Source organism: Leptolyngbya sp. UWPOB_LEPTO1 (assembly GCF_017302695.1).
In the GTDB taxonomy this organism is placed as follows: domain Bacteria; phylum Cyanobacteriota; class Cyanobacteriia; order Leptolyngbyales; family Leptolyngbyaceae; genus Leptolyngbya; species Leptolyngbya boryana.
Genome location: NZ_JAFLCJ010000034.1, coordinates 21,255 through 47,922, shown reverse-complemented (window position 1 = coordinate 47,922; position 26,668 = coordinate 21,255). Strand labels below are relative to the sequence as shown.

General features: G+C 47.5%; 17 protein-coding genes. 14 read left to right on the top strand and 3 right to left on the bottom strand.

Annotation, left to right across the window (positions count from 1 at the left end):
• Positions 1 to 162 precede the first annotated feature (162 nt).
• Positions 163 to 762, bottom strand: a complete 600-nt coding sequence (locus tag J0L70_RS29140) for a Crp/Fnr family transcriptional regulator (RefSeq protein ID WP_287456893.1) — start codon at positions 760 to 762, stop codon at positions 163 to 165.
• A 325-nt stretch (positions 763 to 1,087) separates the two neighbouring features.
• On the opposite strand from J0L70_RS29140, the gene J0L70_RS29135 reads away from it, so the two are divergent.
• Both J0L70_RS29135 and J0L70_RS29130 read left to right on the top strand, forming a co-directional pair.
• Positions 1,088 to 1,579 (top strand): hypothetical protein, encoded by a 492-nt coding sequence (locus J0L70_RS29135; RefSeq protein WP_287456892.1) that lies wholly within the window; start codon positions 1,088 to 1,090, stop codon positions 1,577 to 1,579.
• Positions 1,580 to 1,875: 296 nt separating this feature from the next.
• Positions 1,876 to 8,088: an ATP-binding sensor histidine kinase gene (locus tag J0L70_RS29130; RefSeq protein WP_287456891.1), complete on the top strand. Its 6,213-nt coding sequence runs from the start codon at positions 1,876 to 1,878 to the stop codon at positions 8,086 to 8,088.
• 43 nt (positions 8,089 to 8,131) lie between these two features.
• Here the strand turns inward: J0L70_RS29130 and J0L70_RS29125 are convergent, their stop codons facing one another.
• On the bottom strand, positions 8,132 to 12,058 hold the full coding sequence (locus J0L70_RS29125) for an AAA-like domain-containing protein (RefSeq protein ID WP_287456890.1): 3,927 nt from the start codon (positions 12,056 to 12,058) through the stop codon (positions 8,132 to 8,134).
• Positions 12,059 to 12,065: 7 nt separating this feature from the next.
• Positions 12,066 to 13,421 (bottom strand): AAA-like domain-containing protein, encoded by a 1,356-nt coding sequence (locus J0L70_RS29120; protein ID WP_287456889.1) that lies wholly within the window; start codon positions 13,419 to 13,421, stop codon positions 12,066 to 12,068.
• A gap of 555 nt (positions 13,422 to 13,976) precedes the next feature.
• Here J0L70_RS29120 and J0L70_RS29115 point away from each other — a divergent pair.
• The 12 genes from J0L70_RS29115 (at position 13,977) to J0L70_RS29065 (ending at position 26,574) form a co-directional block, all read left to right on the top strand.
• A complete protein-coding gene (locus J0L70_RS29115; RefSeq protein WP_197693296.1) occupies positions 13,977 to 14,606 on the top strand; it encodes a hypothetical protein in 630 nt (209 codons plus the stop codon).
• Between the two features lie 75 nt (positions 14,607 to 14,681).
• On the top strand, positions 14,682 to 16,652 hold the full coding sequence (locus J0L70_RS29110; RefSeq protein ID WP_287456888.1) for an alpha/beta fold hydrolase: 1,971 nt from the start codon (positions 14,682 to 14,684) through the stop codon (positions 16,650 to 16,652).
• A gap of 19 nt (positions 16,653 to 16,671) precedes the next feature.
• Complete coding sequence (locus J0L70_RS29105) at positions 16,672 to 17,088, top strand: hypothetical protein (RefSeq protein WP_287456887.1); 417 nt, start codon at positions 16,672 to 16,674, stop codon at positions 17,086 to 17,088.
• On the top strand, positions 17,078 to 18,256 hold the full coding sequence (locus J0L70_RS29100) for a lipase family protein (RefSeq protein WP_287456886.1): 1,179 nt from the start codon (positions 17,078 to 17,080) through the stop codon (positions 18,254 to 18,256). The genes J0L70_RS29105 and J0L70_RS29100 overlap by 11 nt, the downstream gene beginning before the upstream one ends.
• Before the next feature lie 236 nt (positions 18,257 to 18,492).
• Positions 18,493 to 19,098: an SH3 domain-containing protein gene (locus tag J0L70_RS29095; RefSeq protein WP_287456885.1), complete on the top strand. Its 606-nt coding sequence runs from the start codon at positions 18,493 to 18,495 to the stop codon at positions 19,096 to 19,098.
• Between the two features lie 73 nt (positions 19,099 to 19,171).
• On the top strand, positions 19,172 to 19,870 hold the full coding sequence (locus J0L70_RS29090) for a hypothetical protein (RefSeq protein ID WP_287456884.1): 699 nt from the start codon (positions 19,172 to 19,174) through the stop codon (positions 19,868 to 19,870).
• Between the two features lie 461 nt (positions 19,871 to 20,331).
• On the top strand, positions 20,332 to 21,045 hold the full coding sequence (locus J0L70_RS29085) for a CPBP family intramembrane glutamic endopeptidase (RefSeq protein ID WP_190652981.1): 714 nt from the start codon (positions 20,332 to 20,334) through the stop codon (positions 21,043 to 21,045).
• Positions 21,046 to 21,109: 64 nt separating this feature from the next.
• Positions 21,110 to 22,657, top strand: coding sequence for an alpha/beta fold hydrolase (locus J0L70_RS29080; protein ID WP_287456883.1), 1,548 nt, complete (start codon positions 21,110 to 21,112; stop codon positions 22,655 to 22,657).
• Between the two features lie 389 nt (positions 22,658 to 23,046).
• On the top strand, positions 23,047 to 23,424 hold the full coding sequence (locus J0L70_RS29075) for an alpha/beta hydrolase (protein WP_287456882.1): 378 nt from the start codon (positions 23,047 to 23,049) through the stop codon (positions 23,422 to 23,424).
• 28 nt (positions 23,425 to 23,452) lie between these two features.
• Positions 23,453 to 24,256, top strand: a complete 804-nt coding sequence (locus tag J0L70_RS29070; RefSeq protein WP_287456881.1) for a CPBP family intramembrane glutamic endopeptidase — start codon at positions 23,453 to 23,455, stop codon at positions 24,254 to 24,256.
• A gap of 62 nt (positions 24,257 to 24,318) precedes the next feature.
• Positions 24,319 to 24,660 (top strand): alpha/beta fold hydrolase, encoded by a 342-nt coding sequence (locus tag J0L70_RS32075; RefSeq protein ID WP_353736677.1) that lies wholly within the window; start codon positions 24,319 to 24,321, stop codon positions 24,658 to 24,660.
• A 150-nt stretch (positions 24,661 to 24,810) separates the two neighbouring features.
• The gene (locus J0L70_RS29065; RefSeq protein WP_287456880.1) at positions 24,811 to 26,574 is read left to right on the top strand and encodes a mechanosensitive ion channel family protein; all 1,764 of its coding nucleotides are present in this window, start codon (positions 24,811 to 24,813) and stop codon (positions 26,572 to 26,574) included.
• The last annotated feature ends 94 nt before the right edge of the window (positions 26,575 to 26,668 follow it).

Genomic DNA, 26,668 nt, shown 5'->3' with positions numbered 1-26,668 from the left:
ATGTTTGGGCGGATTCGCGGCTATATCTCCACGCTCAAAAAGCAAGGGGTGAATGTCCTCGAAGCACTCAAGCAAGTTTTCTTGGGCAACCCGACAATGCCAACGGTGCTTCAGCCTGAGTAGTTACACGAGTTCTTTAGATTATTTTAAGTTGATTACAGCTTATTCGAGGAGTGTAATTCGACGTTTTTCCCGTAAAATACCCTCTTCGATCTCTAATTGAGTCAGAGTACGCGATAATACTTCCGGACTGATCCCCAAATCATAGGCAATGCTCTTCAAAGGCTGCTTTAAGAGGACAGAGTTTTGATCCGTCGGCATCACAAACCGTAAATAATGCAAGACCCGTTCTCGTGCTGACCGAATTCCACGGACTTCTAGCATTGTTTTCGTCAAGTGCAATCGATACGCCATTTGTGCCATAAACGCGATCGCAAGATCCGAATCTTGTTGCAGTGCTTTCAGAAAGGCTTGTTTCGGAAAAACTAAAACCTGAGTGAGTTCTTCCGCGATCGCAGTGCAAGCATAAGTCTCAATGAATAGTACCAACTCTGCACAAAGTTCACCGGGATTGACTTGGTAGTGATTTACAATCTGCCCACTTTCGGTGTAATGCAGTAACCGAATCCGTCCAAACTGAATCACAAATACTGTGTCAGCAGGTTCACCTTTATGAAAGAGCGCCTGACCTATCGTCAAGGTTTGCTGAGTGACGACGGTCTGTAAGGCGGTAGGAAGTTGGTCAAAATTTGAGAAGTTCATATCTTTAAGAGAAACGGTAATCTTCTAATCCCTAGGTCAACCGGGATATACGACTGCAATTTGCCTAGTATCCACTACTTGCTTTAACGGTTGATGAGAGATGACTTTATACACGCTGAGAAACCCTAAACTGTGAGTCCTCATCTTTTAAGCACAACATAGTTTCCTCATGCTCGTAGTAACCTTCCTACAAGCTCTATCTCTCAGCTAACCTTAATCTCGCTCTCAGGTTTTCTAGAGCTTCATACAGCATTATCTAGTTAGGCAATTCAACACTCGACTGAACTCAATCGTATCCAACCACTTTTTATCCAGGACAATCCTTATGAAACGCTTTGTCTTAGTTGGTCTATCCTCGATCGCACTTTCAGGAGCAACATTTCTTCCTGCTACTGCTACCGCTCCTCTGCTGAGATCCCAGAACAATCAGATGTTTTTCAGCTTCAATTCCCCTTTTATCAGTAGTTCCGAAATTCGAGGTGAAAATCATCTGATCCGTGTGATGGTTTTGGGAATGTCATTACAAGATGTGATGGTTCTCGTTCCTCCTCAAATGGCGAAGTTTCGGAGCATCACTGTGGCTGATGAAACAGGTAAAATGATTCCTGCAAAAATTGAGAGAGTTGATAGAAGAGTAGCAGTCGTGTTCAATCAGCCCGTAATTTCAGGAAAAACAATCGAGATTAATTTCTCTGATACCGATATCACCATGGAAGAAGGCGAAATTTTACTCTATAGTGTCACGGCTAAACAAGTTGGACTCAATGCAGAAATCCCAATTGGTACGGCTCGGATTCAAGTTCCTCCTCGAAATTAATCGCTCAGCTTGCTCATTGTCACACCAATGCTGGACAAAGCTCAGATGTCTGAACTTTGTCCATTTCTTTCATTGATAGACTGAACAATAGAGATGACCGTTTTCTTCAAAGTTCTCTTACAGTCTTAAAAATAAGGTGGAGTCGTCATTCCCGAGTCGATGCCGCCTTTCAGAAACTAGACATAGCTCAATTACTAAGGTGATCTTCAGCCCAACCCATAGATTATGCCTGTTGCTCGCGCCAAAGGTCAGGGGAAATCTAGAAAAAACCTAGATTTTTGAGCCGCATCCTTCCTATGGCACCAGCAACTCCTACCCATCCAACGCCTTTTCCAAGCCTTTCTGGCTACGAGATCGTGGAGCAGTTGTATGCTGGATCACGCACTCGGGTTTATCGCGCGGTGGAAGAGTCTAGCCAGCGTCCTGTCGTCCTGAAATTCCTACAGCAGGAGTATCCCACCTTCGACGATCTGTTGCATTTTCGCAATCAATACACGATCGCCAAAGCACTCAACTTGCCAGGGGTGATTCGTCCCTATAGCCTTGAAGCCTATGGCAACAGCTATGTTTTAGTCATGGAAGACATTGGCGGGCTGTCCCTTCAGGACTATACCCGTCAGGTTACGCTATCCGTGTGTGAGGTCTTGACGATCGCGCTACAGCTGACCGAGATTCTGCACGATTTGCACCAGCAGCGGGTCATTTATAAAGACCTCAAGCCTGCAAATATTCTGATTCAGCCTACCTCGAAACAAGTGAAGTTGATCGATTTCAGCATCGCGTCACTCCTTCCTCGGGAAACCCAAGAAATCCAGAATCCGAACAGTTTAGAAGGAACGCTCGCTTACCTGTCTCCAGAGCAAACCGGGCGAATGAATCGGGGCATTGATTACCGCAGTGACTTCTATACTTTTGGAGCCACCTTGTACGAACTGTTGACCGGACAACTCCCCTTTCAGTCCGATGAGCCGATGGAACTCGTCTACAGTCATCTCGCTAAAGTCCCGAGTGCACCCCATGAACTCAATCCAGAGATCCCGATCACCGTGTCGGAAATCGTGCTGAAGCTCATGGCAAAAAATGCGGAAGACCGCTACCAAAGCGCCTTGGGTCTGAAGTATGACTTGGAAACTTGCCTACATCAACTGAAAGAAATCGGCACAGTGATACCTTTCGAGATTGGCACTCGCGATCTCAGCGATCGCTTCACCATTCCCGAAAAGCTCTATGGACGAGAAGCGGAAGTGCAAGACTTGCTCGATGCCTTCGATCGTGTTGCGCAGGGACAGACCGAATTAATGCTAGTCGCGGGATTCTCCGGAATTGGCAAAACTGCGGTCATCAACGAAGTGCATAAGCCGATTGTGCGACAACGCGGCTACTTCATCAAAGGCAAATTTGACCAATTCAATCGCAACATTCCCTTCTCTGCCTTTGTTCAAGCTTTCCGCGACTTGATGGCACAACTGCTCTCAGAATCAGATGAGCAACTGCACACCTGGAAATCCCGGATTCTTAAAGCTTTAGGCGAGAATGCTCAAGTCATTATTGAAGTGATTCCGGAACTCGAACGCATTCTTGGTGTGCAACCTCCTGCGCCAGAACTTTCTGGAACTGCGGCTCAGAATCGTTTTAATCTTCTGTTTCAGAAATTTATTCAGGTGTTTAGCACCTCAGAGCATCCTCTGGTTATGTTTCTGGATGACTTGCAGTGGGCAGATTCTGCTTCACTGAATTTTGTGAAGTTGTTAATGAGCCAAGCGAGTTCTGGCTATTTACTGATTCTGGGAGCTTATCGCGATAACGAAGTCTTCACAGCCCATCCCTTAATGCTGACCTTGGAAGAAATTCAGAAAGCACAAGCCACGATCAATAAAATTACCCTTGCTCCTCTGAGAGAAATGACGGTAAATCTGTTAGTGGCTGACACTTTGAGTTGCACTGATGACCTAGCACGTCCTCTCACGCAACTGATTTATCAAAAAACCCAAGGCAATCCCTTCTTTACGACGCAGTTTCTCAAAGCTCTTTATGAAGAGAGATGGATTACATTCCAGGCTAATTTGGGCTACTGGCAATGTGATTTAGCATCAATGCGGCAGTTAACACTTACTGATGATGTCGTGGAATTCATGGCGCAGCAGTTGCAGAAGCTGCCTGTGGAGACGCAGACTGTGTTAAAGTTTGCCGCTTGCATTGGCAACCAGTTTGATTTGAAAACCTTGGCAATCGTTGCAGAACAATCCTCGATCGAAACAGCAAGTCAGTTATGGAAGGCATTACAAGAAGGATTGATTCTCCCGATCAATGAAACCTACAAGTTCTTTCAATCGCAGGATCGAGATACGCAAGAGAACGAAGTTATTGTGATTTATAAATTCTTGCACGATCGAGTACAGCAAGCTGCTTATTCTCTCATTGCTGCTGGTCAGCAGCAGTCTACGCATCTAAAAATGGGGCAATTATTACTCCAGAATTCTTCTCAGCAGGAACGGGAAGACCGCCTCTTTGAAATTGCTAATCATCTTAATGTGGGCATTCCCTTGATCACACATCTGCCAGAACGGGAAAAACTGGCGGAGTTAAACGTAGCAGCGGGCCGCAAAGCGAAGACTTCGACAGCTTATGGAGCCTCGATCGCTTATCTGAGGATAGGAATTGAACTCTTGCCAGAAGCCGCGTGGGAGAGCCACTATTCACTAATGTTGGCACTGCATGAAGAAATTGCTGAAGCCAGCTATCTGAACACAGATTTTGAGCAGATGGAACAGTGGGCAGGCATCGTGTTGCACCATGCTAGAACCTTACTCGATACCATCAAAGTACAGCAAATCCGAATCATGGGAGCCAAAGTCCAAGGGCAATTCCTCGATTCAATCGCCGTTGGTTTACAGGTCTTAAAAGAATTAGGAATCGAATTTCCAGCCCAACCCACCCAAGCAGACATTGGACAAGCCTTTGGAGTAACGCGATCGCTTTGGGCAGATCAAGCACCTCAGCGTTTACTCGAACTGCCCGCAATGACTGATTCCCATCGATTAGCTACGATGGAAATCCTGACGGTATTGGTGTCTGCGGCTTACATGGCAGCACCGAACTTAATGCCCTTACTAATTTTCAAGCAAGTTGAATTATCCATCCAATTTGGGAACAGCCCGGTTTCTATCTTTACTTACGCAGACTACGGTTTGATTCTGAGTTGTGTGATCGGTGATATTGATAACGGATATGAGTTTGGAGAGTTAGCGCTAAGTTTACTAGAACAACTACAAGCCAAACCCTTCAAGAGTCGTTCCTGGTATGTAGTTCATACTTACATCAAACATTGGAAAACCCATTTATCTAACATGCTTCCGCCTTTGCAGGAAGCCTATCAGAGTGGGCTGGAAACTGGAGACATTGAATCCCTGAGCTTGAATGCAACAGCTTATTGTTATTACGCCTATCATGCAGGGCAGGACTTAGTCGATTTGGCTCCAACCTTGGAGGCTTACCGTCAAACGATTGCGCGATACAAACAGACATTCAGCCTACCCTACCAAGAGATCTATCAACAAACTGTTCTGAATTTACTAGGACAGACCGCAGTTCCTTATCGGCTCACTGGCGAGATTTTTCACCACGACCAATGTTTGCCTCAGCTAAAAGCGATGAATCATCGCGCTGCGTTGTTTATCTGGCACATTAACCAAACGATTCTTTACTATCTCTTTGAGAAAAATCGGGAGGCTATCGAAACCTCTGCCCAAACTGCCCAATACCTTGATGGCGGATTAGGAACGTTTATGGTTCCGCTCTACTCCTGGTTTGAGGCACTCATTCAACTGGCTCAAGTTTCAGAAGTTGCAGACGAAGAGCGTCAAACAATACTCCTCAAAGTGCAAGAGCATCAAGACCAATTGCACCATTGGGCAACCTTAGCCCCAATGAACCATCAACATCGTTGGGAACTGGTGGAAGCAGAACGATGTCGAGTTCTCGGCGATAAAACGAATGCGATCGAAGCTTACGATCGCGCGATCGCCATTGCCAAGGAAAATCGTTTTATTCAAGATGAAGCGCTTTCCAACGAACTGGCAGCAAAATTTTACCTCCACTGGGGCAAAGCCAAAATTGCTGCAAGTTATATACAGCAAGCATACTACTGCTATAGCCGTTGGGGAGCCAAAGCCAAAACAGCTGATCTGGAAACCCGATATCCAGATTTACTTCATCCAATTCTCCAGCCCGTGAGTCCAGTTTTCAATGTGCTCGAAACTCTTGCACCAATCGCTTTACCACTTTCGATCCATCCCGCTACTAGTTCAAATCATTCTTCTGAGATGAGCGTTAATCTCACGTTAGACTTTAACGCGATCCTCAAGACCTCCCAAAGCCTGTCAGGAACTATTCAACTCGATGACTTACTTCATCAACTGACGCAAGTGATTCTGCAATACTCAGGCAGCGATCTCTGTGCAGTACTCTTACCCGATCAAGCGGGAGACTGGATTGTAAAAGCGATCGCCACAGCTGACGCGACAGCACTTCGTACAGAACCCTTAGCGGATCATGCTCATCTGCCGATTAAACTGATTCAGTATGTCAAACGCACCCAAGATATGGTGCTGATTGACAATTGCGACACAGAGTTACCCGTAATTGATGAATATTTGAGCAAACATCAGCCAAAAAGTGTCCTCTGCGTGCCCATCCTGAATCGGGGAAATTTGATCAGCATGGTCTACCTAGAAAATCGCTCCACGAGTGGCGTGTTTACGCGCGATCGCTTGCTCCTGCTCAATTTTCTCTGTACTCAGGCAGCAATTTCTTTAGAGAATGCGCGTCTTTACCAAGCCTCTCAAGTCTACGGACAACAGCTAGAACAGTCTTTAGAACAGTTAAAAGTCAGTGAAACCCGCTTCCAGAAGCTTGCAGATAATATTCCAGGGTTAATCTATCAGATTCGGATTCAGCCTGATGGCACATCATCGATACCTTATGTAAGTTCGGGCTGCCAAACTCTGTATGAGGTCGCAGCAGAAGATCTGATGAGTGGGAAGTATAGCCTGCGAGAGTTTGAACACCCCGACGATCAAGAAGGAGTTTTTCAAGCTGTACTAGCGTCTGCTCAGAATCTCACACCATTTCGGCATGAGTGGCGCATTATAACACCGACTGGCGCCATGAAGTGGGTGCAAGCGATTTCTCAACCCGAGCGTCGGGAGGATGGCGAAGTCGTTTGGGATGGCATTGTGATTGACATTAGCGATCGCAAAAAGGTTGAAGCAGAGCAAGCAAGGTTACTCGCCATTTTAGAGAGTACCTCAGACTTTATTGGCACCGCTGATCCGGAAGGACGAATTCTTTACGTGAACCGGGCTTGGCGCAATCTGTTGCATCTCGATCGAACAGAAACGAATATTGCTGATCACCACCCTGCTTGGGCAATCGAGATCATTGCGAATCAAGCCTTGCCTGAAGCTGTCCGCTCGGGGATGTGGATCGGTGAAACAGCCGTACTCGATAAAACTGGACAAGAGATTCCGATTTCTCAAGTGGTGCTTGCCCACAAATCGAGTCATGGGGAAGTTGAGTACTTCTCGACAATGGCGCGAGATATTAGCGATCGCAAACGGGCTGAAAATGCGGTTTTGCAAAAATCTCAGGAACTTGAACAAGCCTTAGCCAAATTGCAAAATGCTCAACTCCAAATGGTGCAAAGCGAAAAAATGGCATCCTTGGGCAACCTAGTCGCTGGAGTCGCTCACGAAATCAACAACCCGATCGGCTTTCTCAATGGCAGTATCAGAAATGCCAGCGATTATGTGCAAGATGTCTTCGGACACCTAGCACTGTATCAACAACATTATTCCGACCCCGCTGCACCCATTCAAGACAATGCGGAAGACATTGATTTGAAGTTTATCTACGAGGACTTGCCGAAGGTACTGAACTCAATGAGAGGTGCCGTCGATCGCATTAAGTCAATTAGTAATAGTCTTCGCACGTTCTCGCGCGCCGATACCGAGCATAAAGTCTGTGCTGACCTGCATGAAGGCATCGACAGCACGTTGCTCATCTTGAAATATCGCCTCAAAGCAAATGATGCTCGCCCAGCGATTCAAGTTATTCAAGAGTATGGAACATTACCGGCTGTTGAGTGCTTTCCTGGACAATTGAATCAAGTGTTCATGAATATCTTGGCAAACGCGATCGATATGTTTGATGAAATGGCACAAGGCTTCTCTTATGCTGAATTAGAAGCCAACCCGCAACGCATTGAGATTCAGACAGCCATCGTAGGCAATCACGTCGAAATTCGGATTCGGGATAATGGCAAGGGTATGAGCGAAGCGGTGAAAGAAAGAATCTTTGACCATTTATTCACCACAAAAGGTGTTGGAAAAGGAACCGGCTTGGGGTTAGCGATCGCCCGTCAAATTGTGGAGGAAAAACATGGAGGTCAGATTTTAGTCAACTCCAGTTTGGGGGCGGGAACTAAATTCCTGATCCAACTGCCTGCATAGATAGTTATCGACGATTATCCAAATTCATCCGGGGTCAAACAATTTAAGGTTGACACAGAGATTGTCGATCGCTCAACTCTGGCTGACTCCGCAGATAGTCGCGCACTCGGACGCAACTCGCGTTCAAAATCTGATCGGTCTTGAGCACTCGATCAAGCCGCCATAAAATCACTGCTCGATCGAGTCCAGCAGAAGCGAGGAATGCACTGCTCGTTTGGGTTGCTGGATAAAACGTCACATCTAAAGCTCTGTCTTCATGTCCTTCGAGTGTGGTGAGTAGTGTTCCATCCAGTTTCCACAGTTTGATGGTTTTGTCCCAACTTGCAGAAGCGATAACTGTTCCCCATTCAGCAGGCAGTCCAGCGTTCGGTGGAATAAAGGTGATTGAATTGACGCGATCGTGATGTCCTTTCAAAGTGCGAATTAATGTTCCATTCAGTGACCAGAGTTTAATCGTACTGTCTTCGCTGGCTGTTGCGAGGATTTGAGCATCGGGACTAAAGGCGACATCCCAAAGATTGCCTTGCTGTCCGTTAAATTTGAGTTGAGGGCGGGGAGTAAATTGCCCGTTAGCGTTGCGCTGCCAGAGCCGGATGAATTCGTCTCGACCGACGGTTGCAAGCCATTGGTTATTTGAGCTAAAAGCAACAGCGTTAATGCGATCGCTGAGTGTATCAGACAACTCTCGACTTTTTTCTAAAGCTTGAATCAAGTTGCCATCGCGGTTCCAGAGTTTGATGGTTCCGTCCCAACCTACAGAAGCAATTTCTTCGCCAGTCGGATTAAACGTCAGACCAAATGTTGCGGCTGTGTGAGCCTTGACTGTGCGGAGAAGTTTGCCCTCTTTGCTCCAAAACGTCAGCGTACCATCATCGCTTCCCGCAATGATCGTTTGTCCATTTGGACTGAAATCAACTGCCCAAACCTCCCCATGTTCTGAAGGGAGACGCTGCAACAGTTGACCGCTTTGGGTCCAACGCTTGATCGTGCCATCCGATCCAGAGGAAATGATAGTTTGTCCATCGGGGCTGAGTTTGACGCTCCAGACTGAGGCGCGATGTCCGCGCAAGATAGTGACAAACTCAGACGAGAGTTGCCAGACTCGAATCAGATCATCTTCACCGCCAGAGAAAAGCTGTTGTCCATCGGGACTGAATGCGATCGACAAAGTACCGCTAGGATGCCCAGGTAAAGTTCTCAGTAGCGTTCCATTCATATCCCATAACTTGATCGTACTGTCCCAACTGCCAGACGCTAGCATTCGTCCATCGGGACTGAAGACTAGACTATCCACTGCATTACGATGCTCAGAAGTAGTATTGATCAGCTTACCTTCGTTGTTCCACCAGAGAATATTGCCGTACCAATCGCCTGCAACAAGCAGTTTACTATCCGGGCTAAAAGCTAGACCCACGAGACGGTTTTCGCCTTCATTCGAGACAACTGGATTTTTTAATGTGCGAATTTTGCTGCCCTCTGAGTTCCAAACAATCACAGTGTTATCTGCACCCGCGCTCGCGATCGATTTCCCATCGGGGCTAAATTTCACCTCCCACACGGTTGCTTGATGTCCAGTTAAAGTACGAATCAGCTTGCCATCGAAGCTCCAGATTTTGATGAGATTACCCGTTGCTGCGGCAATCTGTTGTCCATCCGGGCTGATGTCGATCGACATTATGAGCTTGTCGCTTCCCTTAAAAACTGCAATCGGCTTACCGTCTTGACTGCTCCACAATCGCACTGTTCCGTCATCTAGTCCCGTAATTAGAACTTGTCCATCTCGGCTAAACAGGACTTTTTGAGCTTTCTCTGGAATGGTGGCGAGTTGAGTGCCGTCAGCTTTCCACAAAATAATAGATGGTCGATCGTGGGTTGTGGCGAGGCGTTGCCCATCGGGACTGACTGCAACGCCTCGAACTCTGCCTTTATCCGGAGCAAATCGGTTACGCTCAACTGCTTGAAAAGCAGAGCGGCGAAGCTCTCGATCAACTTGAGCAGTAAGCTCAACAGGGGCATTCTGTAACTGATTCAGTTGAGTATGTGCTCTGATAGCAGTGATCAGGGCATCTAAGCGATCGCCAGAGGCAAATTGAGCTTCTGAAACATTTGCGATCGCTTCGATTTCGCGCAGAGTCGCTTCGTGTTTTTGGGCAAAGGCATAGAGTCCGAGTCCACTCGCAATCACAAAGGCGATGCTAATTGTTCCGAGCAGCCATTTTTGCAGACGACCCGCGCGTTGCTCTTGATGAAGTCGTTTTTCCACTTCTTGCAAGCGTCGAACTTCTTCTTCTCGTTTGAGCGTATCCAAGTCTGTGCTGGTTCCGAACCATTTTACAACCTGCCCATTGCTATCTCGAATCGGAATGGCTCGATTCAGAAACCAACGATAGTTTCCAGTCGCATCTTGTATTCTCAGTTGGATTTCGTAAGGTTCCCCGGTTGCAAGAGAATGCGTCCAAGCTGTAAGACTCTGCTCTCGATCGTCGGGATGAATAACATCCAATCGCTTCCAATCTGCGACTTCAGAAAACAAGCGCCCAGAGAAAGTACTTCCTTGCTGATTCGTGTAAGACAAGGTGCCATCAGGTTCCACAATCCACACAATTTGAGGAACCGCTTCTGCAAGTTGCCGAAAAAATCGTTCGCTTTCTCGCTGAGTTTCTAGCTCTTGCTGAATGCGCTGCCGTTCTACATCTTGGCTTGCAGCGATAAACTGATAGTCCAAATCACTGAGACTTTTGTTTTGTGCCCACTGCTGTACGTCGAGCAACATTCGCCCTTGTAAAAGATAGGTCGAATCAGTTCGAGCAGAAGCAATCCAGCCGTTAATCGCATTGGCATAGGGGCGTAGGGTACTGAATTGTTGATTGACCCATTTCAGGTCAAAAACTTGCTGATAGATTGGATTTTTGATCGCCAGTAAATTCCCTTGCCGAACAACCAAGCCTGAGAGTAATAGTTCAATCTGTTCTCGACTATCATCTAGGAGAATTGCCTCGCCTTGTAAAAGTTGTTGATAGATGCCTAATAGTCGTCCAGTGCGATTCTCATTCCAGAATAGTCGATCGCGAATGGTTCTTAAATGCACAGGTTCGTCATGGGCTTCCCAATTGTCTAGAAGATGGGCTTTGACTAATTCATCGACCCAAAAGGATTCCATACCGGGGGGAATCTGAAGCGGAGTTGCTTGCTCGATCGTATCAATGACTCGTTGACAGAGCTTTTGCGTGAGAAAGGGTTGTCCTTTTGTCCAGTGCAGAATCGCTTGCAGAACCGAGATCGGATGGTCGATCGCAGATTGCAGTCCCGTTGCCAGTGGGATTGCTTCTTCTGAAGTAAATCCATCCAGTTGAATTGCGCGACCGATATTGAAAGGCGTGCGCTGCTTGTCGGCGATCAGATCCGCAGGAGTCGCTACCCCAAACAGAGCAATATTAAAGCGCTGATATCGAACATCATGCGATCGCTGATTGTAGCAAGAGCGAATCCAGGCAAAGAAATCATCGACCGGAAACTCTAAGCTAAGTAAGCTATCAATCTCGTCAATAAAGATATAAATTGGTGCAGTTGCAAACTCTGCAAATAGAATCTCTTCAATAAAAGCAGTTAAGCATTGAATGAGCGGTAAATCGGCATGAGCCGCAAACCATTCTCGATAGTTGACTTGATTCAATCGCTGAAAGCTCTGGAGCAGACTCACAATGATGCCGTAATACCATTGCTTCGGAGTCAGTCGATCGCTGCCTAATCGACTCATATCTAGATAAGCGCACTCTGCTCCAGCTTGTTGAAGTTGTTGTTTAACGCGCACGAGCAGCGATGATTTTCCCATCTGCCGCGCATTGAATACATAGCAAAATTCCCCTGCTTGCAGTGCCCGATAGAGTTCAAGATCAGCTTGTCGAACAACATAGGTCGGAGCATCTGCCTGAAGGCTACCACCCACTTTATAGTGAAATGAGTTTGTCATGCAGGGATCAATTTAGTAAATAAGTTTGAAACGCAGTTCGATAGAGTTCACAACTCAGTTTCCATCCACCCGATGTAGGCTGAATCAGTCCAATTCCCTCTAGTTTGTAGGCAAAGATTGGATCAAGATGGATTGCATCTGCTCCTTGTACCAGGGGAGCAAGGCGTTCTGTCCACTGTGCATTTCCATTCACTTGAGCAAGCAGGCGCTGAAGATGATTTCGATAAATTCCCTTTAAAGTACAAGCAGATTGTAGTAATTCGTCGAATGTCATGCCCTGATTCAGATGATAGAGAGCAAGACTGACTAAAGCAGGGTTGCCGCCGCTGAGTGCCAGGATACGATCGCAATCTTGCTCACTCCAACTGACCGAATAAAGCTGAGCCAGAGTTTGCACTTGTTCTTGGTTAAACTCTGGCAGCGTTAAAGGTAGCCCAACATTGAATGGGGATTGATTGATGTCTAACGGTAGGTAAGCATCGGTTGAATAGGCAACGACGAGCCGAAGTTGTTGCCAGACTTCATCGTGCTGGGCTTCTTCGTGCCACGATCGCAGTAAAGGCAGAAAGTTTCTCGCAGTATCAGCGTATTCAAAGACCTGCTCAACTTCATTAATAATCAGAACCAAGGGACGGTGTAACTGCGGTAGAACTGTCTCTCGCAGATACAGGGTTGTGCTGAGCTTACTTCCAAGTAGCTCATCCCAGTATTGATCCTGACTAGAATCCAACTTTAGCTTGAGCGCTAGCACTGCACGAAACCAGCGAAAAAAGGCGTGAGAATCTGCAAGCGCTTCTGTATCTGCCTGCTGAAGATTGATTGAAACCGTTGCGTATCCAAGTTGATTGCAGTGATGTAAGAGCCGCAAGAGCAGCGAAGTTTTGCCAAAACCACTAGGAGCTTTGATGCGAAGCACACAACTCGGCTGTACGATTTCATGCAAGGCGCGATCGTCTACCTCCGGACGACTCACATAGCGCGGTGAATCAACTGGAAGCGAACCACTTGGATAGGGGATCTGCACGATCGTCGAAGCAGTACTAGCCCAAGATTGAATCTCTTTTGCTTCAACCTCATCCGAATCGATTTGTAGATCGCCATCGAGGAGATCCAGCTTAAATGCGTTAAATAGTAAATGTAGAATTCTGCGATCGATGCCAGATTTAGATGCCCACAAACGGCTCAAAGTACTAGTCGAAATTCCAGTTCGCTTGCTTAACTCTTCGACTGTGAATCGCTTTCCAGCATTCTCTGAGGCTTCTACAATCTGAATCGCCTGATTCAATCGTCGCAAACCACTTGGACTGAGAGAGATTCCACGCTTTCGCTTCGTGCTCGATTTAGGGTTGGGGGTCGAGGTCATGGGCAGCTAGGAAGGGAAAGAATCGAGGTGCGATCGTCGATTAATTTTCTATGCTCAAGACTAGCATGGACAGTCGGTTAAAACTAGATTGGTATTTATAACTTAACTGACTTAACTGATAGATTCAGTCTATTTCTACGATAGAAGTTTGTCTCTTATCGTCGCGCTAACTTCAATTAGAAATTCAAGATTTTCTTTAGAATTAATTAACTGATTTATTCTGGCTAATTGTCGGTTAATCTCAGTATTTTCTGACTGATTTGATTTAAATAGTAAAGGGATATTGTTATCTGAAGCAGAAAAACTCGCCTCCTCTAATTTAGGGAAGTTATAAATCCTACATAAGAGGGTTGACACTCTATCTTCTGAACATTTCTTGGCTTATGATGCTTTTAGTTTAATTCGCTTAGTCCTTGCAATAACCTCGCGCGTACAGCCAGTTCAGCAATCAATTAAGCTCCGATTTATTCTTCTAAAATCAGGCGCTACTAAGCGCAATTAATGTACGATTTCTTGCTCTCCACATTCCAATAATAACTAGGGGGCTTTCTTGAAATGAGGCTTAAAAATTCTCTTCTAGCAGTAGCAGTCTCGATCGCATCTCTCAGTCCTGCAATGACTGCAAAAGCGGACACTGTGAATGCTCGTTGCGATGTTTATCCAAAAGGAGAAGATCGCGCAAAATCTTCCGGCGCTTGTACCTTTTCACAACGACAAGGCTTTGTCAGCATTCAACTTAAGAACGGCAGACGCTATGAATTACGTCCGCGAGGAAATCAGCCTGGTACCTATCTCGACCAAAACGGTCGCGCTGCTTATCGGCAATCGGGACTCGGCAACAAAGGACAAATCTATCGCCTTGCAAATGAGTCAATTTACGTTTATTGGATTCCCACTGCATCTCCTAAACCCAAGCCTGCAAATCCGAATACGATGCAATCTGCAACTCCAATCACCCAAATGACTTCTCGCAACGCAAACGAGATAGCAGCAACCATTACAGAAGCAGAGTTCAAGTTCTCTGGTATCTTGAAGCGCACCTCTGGCAATATGTTTGTGGGATCGGATGGACGGGTGCGAGTCATGTACGATCGCGGTACTGCAAGAGTCGTCATCATCAATGAAGTAACTGGAACTGAGTTTTATAACTATCAGTTCTCGGATGTCAATGAAGGCGGCTTGTAGATCTTAGTGTCGATCGCGAGTTCTGAATGCCCCACGAACTCGCGATCGCATTATCGAAAACTAGAAGTTTAAACTATGATGAAACGTTTCTTGAAGGCGCTTTTGTTGAACTACGCCCTAGTTCCGATTGTGGTTCTTGCTCAGGCTGCCTCTGGGCAAACTCAGCAGCTTACTGTGAAGCCAATTCGCAATACTCAGATTCCTTGCCCAACCCCGATCAATCCGGATGAAATCGAAGGAAAAACCACTATTTGTGGTGTAGTTACTGTTCCCGAAAACTACAGTAAACCCAACGGGCGGCAAATCGAGCTAACTTACGCGCTCTTGCGAAGTAAAAGTCTCACGCCCCAACCTGATCCCCTAATCGTCTTGCACGGAGGACCAGGTGGAAGTGATATTTCAGCGCTATCATTCTTTACTCAGGCTCATAACCATCAGCGTCAGACCCGCGATGTGATTCTGTTTGACCAACGCGGATCACAGTATTCTGGCGATTTAGCTTGTTCTCAAACCCTCAACATCATTGCACAGGTGCTCACGGTTCCAGGCAGCCCGTGGAAAAAGAAATTTGAAACGTTTGCTACAAAATTCAAAAACGAGCTTGATCCGACAGGTGAATCTTTGGCACAGTTCGCGCTCTGTTCTAATGTTCTAGAACTGCACGGGAATGATCTCACTCAGTACAACACCTCCAACAACGCGAAAGATGTCGTCAGCCTTGCTTCTGCTCTAGGATATGATCAAGTCAATCTGTATGGGATTTCTTACGGAACTTACCTAGCGATGCGCGTTATGCGGGATCATCCTCAACGGGTTCGGAGCGTGATCTTAGACTCTACTATTCCGCCCAATGTCAGGAAGTACGAAGCTAATCCGCTTGACCTTGAAGTGGTAACCCTTAACTTGATTGAGGATTGCCAGAAAGATGCAGCCTGCGATCGAGCCTATCCAAACCTCAAAGCCCGCACGATCGCACTGCTCAAATCCCTTGATAAAAAGCCGATCCCAATACCTAAACAGAATTTTAAGTCAGACAAACCGATTCCAGAGAGTGTTACCCCTGATGCCTTTGCCGATCTGATCACTTCGCTCAATACAGATGCAGACAATCGAATTCGTAACTATGTGCCCTTGATCATCTCTGAACTAGAGCAGGGAGTCACGACAACATATGTCGGGGTTGTATCAGGCAGCATCTTTAAAACCCCTGCAACCAAGCTCATCCCCATTGGTGAACCTCAGAATTTGATCGCTAAATCAGATAAATTAAGGGCAGAGGCTCGAAAGCTACTGACTCAAAGAATTCAGTTAGCAGAATCACAACGACCTTCTCGAAAGTGGGTGAAGCAAGTCCTAGATGCGATCGAGACTTTGCCAGAAGCAGACCGCACCATTGCTAGAGGCAATTTTTACGGAGTAGGCTTTCTCAAGGGACAGCCGCGCGATCGCAATACCTTGATTGCCTCGATCGCCGAAATCTTTCCCAAACAGATGAGAGAGCCGTTAACTCAGCCTTTGAGAACGCTGCCCGACGCAGAAATTCGTCACACTTATGAAGTCATTTCAGGGATTCTGACTTCAACATCTTCTGTAGATCGCGGGATAACTCAGGGAGCCTTTCGCTCAATGGACTGTCAGGATATGATTGCAGGCAATGATCCCGTCCGGAGTGCTGCGGTGTCCAAAGCAATGGAAATGCCTGAACTGGGACGATCGCGAGTCGAGGCAGGCATAGCAGCTTATGCGATCTGTCAGTTCTGGTCAGTCAAACCTGCTGCCTTCGCTGGCGTACTCAAGAGCAACATTCCAACTCTCGTGCTACAGAGTCGCTATGACAGCCAAACCCCAACACTAATCGGCAAGGAGGCAACCGCGGGATTAGCCAACGGCACTTACCTAGAATTTCCGAATGGTGGGCATGGTGCATTGTTATTTTCGCAGTGTGCGCGAGATGCTGGGGCTGCCTTTGTCAATAACCCGGTTCGTCCTCCCAAAGCGGAATGTAGAGAGGATTTGAAGCCTAAGTTTGTTCTCCCACCTCGATAATAGGAGTGTTCTGCACGTCATGGAGCATCCTGCTAGGGTCAATGTCAAAGTTCGGGATCTGATCTTAGACTATGCGCTGGGAGCCTCGATCGTTGCATTGCTCCCGATTCCACACATTGATGTTCTCAAAGCGATCGCGCTGATTGTTCTCAATCTTTTCCTGATTATGGGAATTGCGCGGCTCTGGCACTTTCAAAAGGGAGGAGACTTACTTGCGAGAATGGGAATTCTCTTTGGCATTGCTGGAGCGATTCTGAGTGCAGGATTCGCTTGGTTGGGGCTATTTATTTTGGCGGTCTTGTTCAGATCGCCTCGGTTGATGGTTTTAGCACCCGGAGCAATGGCATTCTGCTACTTCTGGGGCATCGGACAAGCTGTGCATCATTTTTATCTCAGCAAAGCTCCTAGAGGGATGGAACAAACCGATGAGATTTAATCGCCGTCTTCTACTCTGGTCAGGATTAGGTGCCACGATCGCGGCTGCATTAGGGCGAGATCACTGGCAACGAAGTGAGATTGAAGCTGAGCAAGCTGAGCTTCGACAGTTGTACAACCCAACTGAGTCGATTCAAACTGCCTTCCGCTCAGATATGACAGCGCTTAAAGATACGCTTTCCGTTCAGCAGAGCGTCAAACTACGATCTCCCACGGTTCCTTACGATCGGAAAATCTCAAAGCTCCTGATTACTGGAAGTAAGATCTGCACTTATCAATATCTGCGCGGCAAATACCAAGCAGATTATGATGGCAGTATTGCCAGCTTGCCCCTCTATTCAGAAGGATTTACAAGCTTTAAGCAAGTGACTTCCTTCAAAGCAGACGAGCAAGTTGAAGAGTCGATCCCTGTCGAGATTCCCATTTCAGAACTCTCCGCGAACCAGAATTTGCATCAACTTCGCGATCGCTTGAATGAAACAAAGGGAGTGATTCAAGATCAAGTCAAGCAAGTCGTCCAACTCCAACAAAAGATCTCAGTTTATTACGGCTTTCTGTTAACGTCGCCCAAGGTCAATCTCTTGATGCTTCGGGGCACTCAGCGTCAAACTGAATGGTTAGAGAATGTCCTTGCACTCCAAGCACCTTACAGCGATCCCAAAACTGAAACTGCGATCGGTAAAGTTCATTACGGAATCTACGATTTTTACAAAACTTTTCTCGCTAAACCCATTGCAGAGGCTGTGCAATCCCTAGATCCAACTAAACCCCTGCTAGTTTCAGGTCATAGTCTTGGGGCAGCGCTTGCAGTATTTGCATCAATGGAAGTCGCCCTACTTTATCCCAAACTTCGACCAAATTTACGGCTCTATGCGTATGCAGGGCCACGAGTGGGCGACAAGGAATTTATTGAGGCTCACAGCAACCTGATTCCAAATCACTATCGAATCGTCAATCTAGCCGATACGATCCCTCTACTACCGATGAGCAAACAACTGAATATAGAATTCGTGCATGGTGGAGAGCAATGGTCATTTCTATCCTATCAAGGTGACATCATGCCCAATCACATCGTCGAAACCTATCGAACTGCGATCGCGAAAGAAGCAGAAGCGAAAATACGCCGGAAAGTTAACCAGGAGTTTAACAATGTGCAGCTCCGTTTGTAGCAGATTTGTGCCTAATCGATTTGGAGCAATTCTATTTGACAGCTTTCCTTGAACTAACATATTGTTATCAATACCTCCTCATTTAGCTACTTGCTCTATTCAAGAGCTTTGCTACTCAGCAATCAGAAATCTTGAAATAATCTTGAAATCACAGCTTCCTGCATCAAGTCTTTTGTCTAAAGAGCCATCAGCACAACTTTATCATTCTCTAAATTCGTAGTCTTGGAGTTTTCATCATGCTGAAACGCAATCTATCTTTGCTCTTCGCGACAACGATCGCGTCCGCTAGTTTTGCTGTATCTGCAAAAGCTGATACTACAAATGCCCGTTGCGAATACTATCCAAATGGACAAAGTAAAGCAACCGTTTCAATGTCTTGTAAGTTCTCTCAACGTCAGGGCAATATTTCCATCGAATGGGCAGATGGAGTCCGCAATGAGTTTACGCCGACTGGAAGCAATCCTGGTAACTATGTCGATCAAAGAGGCGGCGCTGTTTATCGTCAGACAGGACTGGGAGACAAAGGGCAGATCTTCAAACTGCCGAGCGGTCTAGTCTACGTGTACTGGAGCACAGCGCCTACAACCACTCAACCGACTGCGCCAAGAGGCATTAGTACGCTGAAAGCCAGTAGTGCGAATGCTCAGATTAATGTGCGATCGCAGCCAACCGTCAACTCCAGTTCACCGAGCTATGGAGTCCCAGGCGACAAGGTGAGCGTCCTTGAGTGCGTACCGGATAAAGATACTTCCGGCAGTGACCTCAACTGGTGCAAAGTGCAATTCGTCCAATCTAAATCGATCGGCTGGGTTCGCAGTGACTTCATCCTCTTTGCAGAATAGTAGATCGCGCAGCAGGTCGATCTCCTGCAAAAAATCAACAAACTGTCCAAATCAATTTGCTTTAAGACAACCCATGAAATCCTCAAAAATTTTAGCTCCTATCTTCCTCGGTTTGCTCGCTCTTACCGGAACAAGTTCTGCTAACGCTCAAGCCGTGATTGATACCTTAGACAATGGCAATCTAAGCGTAACTGGAATGAGACCTAGAAGTGGCTGCACGGTACTGTTTAATCCTCAAGGAGAACTTCTACAAAATGGTCGCTCCTGCAATTCGAGAGACATCAGTGAAGCTCAGTCTGTGATCGATAGCTATCTGCGGGAACAAGGTAGCTCTACCCATGAAAATAGCGATTCAGCGCGTCGAGGTCTGACCCTGATCTGCTACGGGGAAGGCCGCAAACCTGGTGTTGAAACCCGTGCTGGTTATGAATGGAGCGATCGCCGCCACCGATTTGTCCGACGCGATCGTGTCGAGTCATCAACTGACAATTTCGATTCCGATGTGCAAGTCGAGGTTCGCGATATGCAGGGGAAAATTCATCTAACCGGAAAGCTAATTGCACCAATCAATTCGGGCGGGTCTAACGGATGGTGGAAGCTCAACGACCTCAAGATTACGCCTGACCAGATTACAGGCAAATATCGGATGAATGGGCTAAATCATCCGCGTGTCACGATTGATCGGCGGAGTGGTCGAATTGAGATCGATGGAATCGAACGTTTCCGGGGGAGCTGTGAGTCGGGGGATTGGAGCAGCAGAAACCGATTTTAGCTTACGGTGCAATTATAGACTTTTTGCATGAATGCCTTGATGAATAAATTCGCGGCGACACAAACATAGTTTCCGGAATTCACATCCAAACCAATAGTCGGGCAGGGCGTAGCTCGATCGAAGGTTATCGAAAGCGACCTTGCTCGAATACCCGAATCTTGACCATGAGGGACTGATCTTTTCCCAAAGTGCCCAGGGATGTGGGAGCTAGCTTTGTGAGTGATCCGTTGCGTGTGCCCAGGCTGACTGTCGTGCCAGTTTAAATCCTCGTTTTGTGTTGCACCCTCCTAGCTTCATGAGGTTCGAGGGCGATGATGGCAGGAGTCGGAAGCATTGAAGAAACCATTGCATAAAAAGGGAACTTAACCATTGTGGATAAGCTTGCATCACTCTCAAAACCCAAAATCGCAATCCTAGCGGCATGCCTCTATACGGCAATCATGGGTATCGGGATGTTTTACATGAAAACATTCCTGAGCATTACCTACGGCGATCCAGCCATGATGAACCTGTTCTGGTTGGTGTTGATTCTCCTCAATGCCATCAATGTCTTCTGGGTGACTCGCTATTTTAGCTGGCAGGCGATCGGCTTCCGTTCCCTCAGTCGTCAGCAACTCGTGTGGCTTCTACCCTCGATCGTTTTGCTGATTGCCATGTGGGTTGTTTGTTTATCGGGCTTAAGTCGTGCCTCCCTCAGTGCCGCCCAGTGGCAATTATTTGCGTTGGCTGGCTTCACCACCCTGTTAGTGGGGTTTGGGGAAGAAATCATGTATCGGGGCATTGTGTTACACGCCTTTTTGACGACCAACCGAGTCCGTTGGGCGATGTTGGTAAGCGCGATCGGCTTTTCGCTACTGCATGCAGTGAATGTGTTTGGGGGCGCTCCTTTAGTGGCTCTCCCCATGCAATTGATCACGACCTTTCTATTTGGATTCTTCTTTGCACCGTTGATGCTCAAATTCAACAACATCCTGCCGTTGATTATTTTTCACGGGCTCTGGGATTTTGTGGTATTCGCCGCTCCCCTGGCGGGTGAACAAACGCACGCGGCTGTGGCTGCGATCGGACTGTTCAACATTCCCATTGAAATCATTGTGGGCATTGTGCTGTGGTTGCAGATCAAGCACGTACCAGAGCGATCGATCTCCGATGTCCCCAATCCTCTCCTGGATTGACCCCATGACGATACCTCTGCTCACTTGCCCCAAATTGCCATACTCACCTTTACCATCACCAGTCATGACGATGCCTCTAACTCGCCTGTGCCAAATTGCCATACTCACCGTTGCGGTTACCATCAGTGGCAGTGCCGCCCAGGGCGCAACCCCTAATCGTGCCAGCTTTGGTAAAGCCTGGAAAACCGTTGACTGCAAAACCTTTGACGTGCCTGCTGCCGTTGCTGCCCAGTCGGATTGTGGTTACGTCACCGTTCCCGAACAGCACGCCCAACCCCAGGGACGCACTATCCAACTCGCTGTCGTGCGTGCCCGTAGCAACGGCAAAGCCCCTGCTGCCGATCCATTGTTTGTCGAACAGGGTGGTCCGGGTGGCTCAAGCATCGGCGACATCGCCGATGGAGCCTTGCCGACATTTCCCGAACTCCAGGCTTTGTTGAAGAGCCGCGATTTGATCTTCGTAGAGGAGCGGGGGACCCGGTATTCCAAGCCTAACCTGTCCTGTCCAGAGATCAATGCTCACTATATCGCCGTGGCGAAAGGGGAGAAAGCGTACACTGATCCAGGCTGGATCAAGGTGTGTAACGATCGCCTCAAGCAGCAGGGGATTAATCCCAACGCCTTCAATACCCGCGAAAATGCGGCTGATATTTACTTTGTCGCAGAAACCTTAGGCTACCCGCAATTTAACTACTATGGCGTTTCCTACGGCACGTTGTTGGGGCAATATGTCATCGCCCAGGCGGACAAGCACAAGGCGAAACTCCGCAGCGTGATCCTGGATGGCGTAGTCAGACCGGATATTGATTTTAATCTGGCATCGGGCCACACAATGAGCTATGCCCTGCGAAACCTGTTTCATGCCTGTGCGCAAGATCGACAATGCAACCAGACCTATCCCAATCTGGAGCAGAAATTTCTAGCGATCGTCGATCAACTCAACCAGAAACCAGTTCCTCTGACCCTGACCATTCCCTCTAGCAAAAAAACATTCGTTACCCAACTCGATGGCAATGCCTTTATTATTGGCATCGAAGCTTATTTAGCCCGACCCTATTCCGGTGAAAGTGCCCGTGGGACTTCTCTACCCAAGTTTATCCAGGCTGCGAGCCAGGGCAACTTTGATTGGATTGCAGGAAAACTTTCAGAGAATCTGGAACCTTCGGAGGCGAGGGAGATGTATCACACTGTCCTCTGTGCTCGGGCGAAATCGATTCAAGTCACGCCCGCCCAAGTGCTGCCGCCGCCCTATCCACAACTCATTCCCGCGGGCATCCGCGAAGCCGAAGCGGTGACGAAAGCCTGTGAAGTTCTCCAGGTCGAGCTGAAACCGCCCTTCGCTTACGAAAAACCGGAGATTCCTACCCTGGTGTTAAATGGCGCTTACGACCCGGTTACGCCCCAGCCCTACGGGGAAGCCGTGGCGAGGAACTTAAAAACCGCCTATGTTTACACCTTCCCCGGTGTTGGGCATGGGGCGTTATTTGCGCCGCGGGGTATGCCAGCGGCAGCCTGTGTGACTCAAATTGCCGCTGGCTTTCTGGCTAACCCCAAGCAAGCGCCCAACAGCAGTTGTCTAACTCAGATCAAGCCGCTCTTTGTGGTGGAGTAAACCTGCTGTTTGGCATGAATGTTGAGCGATCTCATGAATTCGCAATCAGGAATAGTGAGCATGAAACAAATCTACCGATCGTTGGGACTGGTGGTGATGGCTGCGCCCTTGACTTTGGTTGGGCTGATACAGGCTAAGGTCAAATCGGAAACCGCGATCGCCAGACCTTGCTGGACTTGATCACTGAAATATTTCCAACTCAAGCGGCCCAACCCCTCCGGGCAGAATTGCAGGTAATGGCCGAGGCAGAGATTCGGCATATTTATGAACTGTTGACAGACAACATCAATCAGGTCAGTCCCGTCGATCAAGGGGGCACGACAGGAATGCATCTGAGCTTCGACTGTCGCGAGCATGTGTCCTAGAGTTCCCAGGCGGAAACCGAAGCCGTGAATCGCAGTTTGCCGCTGCCCCGATTGGCGCAACCGCTCTATGGAGAGATGCTGGAGCAATTAGCCATCTGTCAACACTGGCCAGTTAAACCCGCAGACTCCAGGGAACGCCAAGTCGTGAAAATTAACGTTCCTACCCTGATTCTGCAGGGCCGCTACGATGCCCAAACCACTACCGATCGAGGAAAACGTGCCCTGGAATGGTTAAGCAACGGCACCTATGTGGAATTTCCTAGCCTAGGTCATGGGGTGACCTTAAATCACTGTGGCAGAGATATCGGCATCGCGTTTATTAACCGTCCTGAGATCCCTCCCAACCCAAGCTGTACCGCCGCGCTGAAACCGAAGTTTGTACTGCCAACTACATCGAAGTAGAAGCAAAATTTAACCAGAAGCAACCTGTATGAATTTAAATTCGTTTTCAAAGCCGCAGATCGCAATCGTCGCCGCAGTCCTCTATACGGCGATTATGGGCATCGGGATGTTCTACATGAAAACCTTCATGGGCATTACCTACGGCCAACCAGAAATGATGAACCTGCTCTGGTTCATTCTCATCCTCCTCAATATTGTCAATATCTTCTGGGTGACTCGCTATTTTAGTTGGCAGGCGATCGGTTTTCGTCGCCTCAACCGTCAGCAACTGCTGTGGTTTCTGCCGTTGATCGCTGTGCTGATTGCCACTTGGGTAGTCTTCCTATCGGGTCTGGCGCGTGTCTCCCTCAGTGCCGCCCAATGGCAATCGTTTGCTCTGGTTGGCTTCACCACTCTGTTAGTCGGGTTTGGGGAAGAAATCATGTATCGGGGCATTGTGTTACATGCCTTTTTGACCACCGGGCGAGTGCGTTGGGCCATGCTGGTGAGCGCGATCGCTTTCGCCCTACTCCATGCCGTCAATGTGTTTGGGGGTGTTCCTTTACTGGCTGTCCCTATACAACTGCTCAATACCTTTCAGTTTGGCTTTTTCTTTGCGCCGTTGATGCTCAAACTTAACAACATCCTGCCGTTGATTATCTTCCACTGGCTGTGGGACTTTGTGCAGATTGTCGCACCGTCGCTGGTGGATGAACAAACTGCCACAGCTATGAGATCGATCGTGCAACTCAGCGATCCCATTGAACTCATTGGGGGCATTGTGATGTGGTTGCAGATCAAGCAAGTCCCGGAGCGGGCGATCGCTGATCTGCCCAAACCTGTCAATCTCTAAGCAAGTACGTTTAAGGACAATCCCTCATGAACCCACGGCTGGCTCATTTTTGATCATTCACCCTGCTTACGGTTGCGGTTGTCACTACTAGCAGCAGTACAGTTAATAGCGCGGCCCCTAATCGTACCAGCTTTGGTGCGACATGGAAAACTGTTGACTGTAAAACCTTTAACGTGCCTGCTTCTGTTGCCGCCCAATCAGATTGTGGTTATGTCACCGAAAATCCGGAGATTCCCACTCTGGTATTGAATGGCGCTTACGACCCGGTTACGCCCCAGCCCTATGGAGAAGCTGTAGCTAAAAATTTGAAAACCGCCTATGTTTACGACTTCCCAGGCGTTGGGCATGGGGCATTAGTGGTGCCGCCCTCAAGGAGAACTTCTACAAAATGGGCGCTCCTGTAATTCGAGAGACATCAGTGAAGCTCAATCTGTGATCGATAGCTATCTGCGGGAACAAGACTCAGGTCTCTATTAAATTGAATCCGGAGTGGTTGCGTTACAGCGCAATTCGTAGTTTAGTTCCATAGCGGGGTAAATCTGTAGGAGCTATCTATGCGTAGACTGTTTCGTTCTTCTCTGATTCACTTTGTTTTAGTCAGTGCCTTCACCTTCAGCTTAGTTCTTGGCTGGACTCCGTTCGCTCAGAGCCAACTACCCCCATTGCCAACGAATTCTGCCAATTCTTCGTTCACTCTACCTGATGGAGTGAATCGCTATGGGGAGTATGAAACGGCTGCGATTCGATCGCCTTTAGATAGCAAAGTCTTATTTGAGGTAACTTCACCCACGATTCTGAATCGAGACAAAGTTCCAGACGATAAACTACCGATCGAGATTCGAGCCAGTGAGGTGAATGAGCGGCTGTGGCGAGTACTATCTCGAACAATTGAGGCGAAACAGCCTCCAACAGTAGCGATCTCAACTTTGAATAAACACCTAATCCTTCAGATTAGTGACGGTCAATCTACTCGCCCGATTCGATTAGTAACAGTGACAGAACCGGATGCTGACTTCAATGGAAAACCTCTGGACGAATTAGCAGAAGAGTGGAAAAAAATTCTTCAAGCTGAAATGGTTCGGTTCAAGCAGATGACCGCACCAGAAGTCTTACGGCAACGCATTGGACAAGCATTACAAATCTTACTAGGATTGCTGGTGTCGAGTGGAGTGATCTGGTTACTGCGGCGAGGTCTAACTCATCAGCAAAACTTAATAGAAACTCGGTATCAGCAACAATTAGACGCGCTTGTAGAAGAAGAAAAAGCGCAGCAATCAGAGATCCCCGAAGAAACAGAAGCAAGAGAAATTGCAAATCTACGATCGCGGTTTTTAGCAACTTTGCAACATCAATTTAGCCTAAAGCGGCAATTAGACTTTAACAAGTTTCTCAAATGGGCGCTGCTGTGGATATTCATCCTGATGTGGTATGTCGGCATTGCTCATATCCTGTCGATCGTTCCCATCTTGATGAGGTGGGGCTTTTACTTATGGGCAACGCCCGTCGCACTCTTAATTCTCTGGTTTGGCATCAGTTTAGCAATCCGAATCAGCAAAAGTTTAATTGATCGCTTGATGCACTCTTGGAAGCAGAGTTCGCTGCTTCCGTTAGGAGAAGCTCAACGGGTCGTCATGAGAAGTACGACGATCGCGGAAGCCTTGAAAGGACTAATTACTTTTGTTTTAGTCATGGTTGGAATCATCTGGACACTGGATCTATTCAGCGTTCCGACGAGTTCAATTTTGGCAGGAGGCGCAGTCATTGGTTTGGCGATTTCTTTTGGGTCTCAAAGTCTGATTAAAGATCTCGTCAATGGTTGCTTGATTTTAGTGGAAGACCAATTTGCGGTCGGAGATGTGATTCAAATTGATCAGCAGAGCGGTTTGGTGGAAAATCTCAATTTGCGGGTGACTCAACTGCGAAATAGTGAAGGTCAACTGATTACAATTCCAAACAGCACGATCGCAAATGTTTGTAATCTCACCCGTCTCTGGTCACGGATTGATTTTTCGATCGTAGTTGCTTATGAAAACGACCCCAAACGAGTGCTTGATGTCCTAAAGCAAGTTTCACAGCAAATGTATGATGATCCCCAATGGCGCGATCGCATACCCGAACTGCCTGAAGTCTTAGGAATCGATGATCTCTCGCATACCGGAATGCTCGTGCGCGTTTGGATTAAAACAGCCCCAATGGAACAATGGAGCGTTGGGCAAGAATTTCGATTACGAGTTCGGCAAGCTTTTGAAGCGAATCAAATTCAGATTGGCAAACCTCAATTGATCACTTATCACACAGATTTCAACAAAATTTCCTAACCTGGAGCATGATTTCGCTCATCATCGCCGGAGCAGAACAGGTCTGTTGAACTCATGATGAGGGCAAACTGCCCCCACCACTTATGAACTGATG

Coding starts and splice junctions, on each gene's coding strand:
- J0L70_RS29065 (WP_287456880.1), top strand. CDS start 24,811: ATGCGTAGACTGTTTCGTTCTTCTCTGATTCACTTTGTTTTAGTCAGT.
- J0L70_RS29085 (WP_190652981.1), top strand. CDS start 20,332: ATGAAAACATTCCTGAGCATTACCTACGGCGATCCAGCCATGATGAAC.
- J0L70_RS29135 (WP_287456892.1), top strand. CDS start 1,088: ATGAAACGCTTTGTCTTAGTTGGTCTATCCTCGATCGCACTTTCAGGA.
- J0L70_RS29115 (WP_197693296.1), top strand. CDS start 13,977: ATGAGGCTTAAAAATTCTCTTCTAGCAGTAGCAGTCTCGATCGCATCT.
- J0L70_RS29090 (WP_287456884.1), top strand. CDS start 19,172: ATGAAATCCTCAAAAATTTTAGCTCCTATCTTCCTCGGTTTGCTCGCT.
- J0L70_RS29070 (WP_287456881.1), top strand. CDS start 23,453: ATGAATTTAAATTCGTTTTCAAAGCCGCAGATCGCAATCGTCGCCGCA.
- J0L70_RS29130 (WP_287456891.1), top strand. CDS start 1,876: ATGGCACCAGCAACTCCTACCCATCCAACGCCTTTTCCAAGCCTTTCT.
- J0L70_RS29100 (WP_287456886.1), top strand. CDS start 17,078: ATGAGATTTAATCGCCGTCTTCTACTCTGGTCAGGATTAGGTGCCACG.
- J0L70_RS29125 (WP_287456890.1), bottom strand. CDS start 12,058: ATGACAAACTCATTTCACTATAAAGTGGGTGGTAGCCTTCAGGCAGAT.
- J0L70_RS29105 (WP_287456887.1), top strand. CDS start 16,672: ATGGAGCATCCTGCTAGGGTCAATGTCAAAGTTCGGGATCTGATCTTA.
- J0L70_RS29080 (WP_287456883.1), top strand. CDS start 21,110: ATGACGATGCCTCTAACTCGCCTGTGCCAAATTGCCATACTCACCGTT.
- J0L70_RS29095 (WP_287456885.1), top strand. CDS start 18,493: ATGCTGAAACGCAATCTATCTTTGCTCTTCGCGACAACGATCGCGTCC.
- J0L70_RS29140 (WP_287456893.1), bottom strand. CDS start 762: ATGAACTTCTCAAATTTTGACCAACTTCCTACCGCCTTACAGACCGTC.
- J0L70_RS29110 (WP_287456888.1), top strand. CDS start 14,682: ATGATGAAACGTTTCTTGAAGGCGCTTTTGTTGAACTACGCCCTAGTT.
- J0L70_RS29120 (WP_287456889.1), bottom strand. CDS start 13,421: ATGACCTCGACCCCCAACCCTAAATCGAGCACGAAGCGAAAGCGTGGA.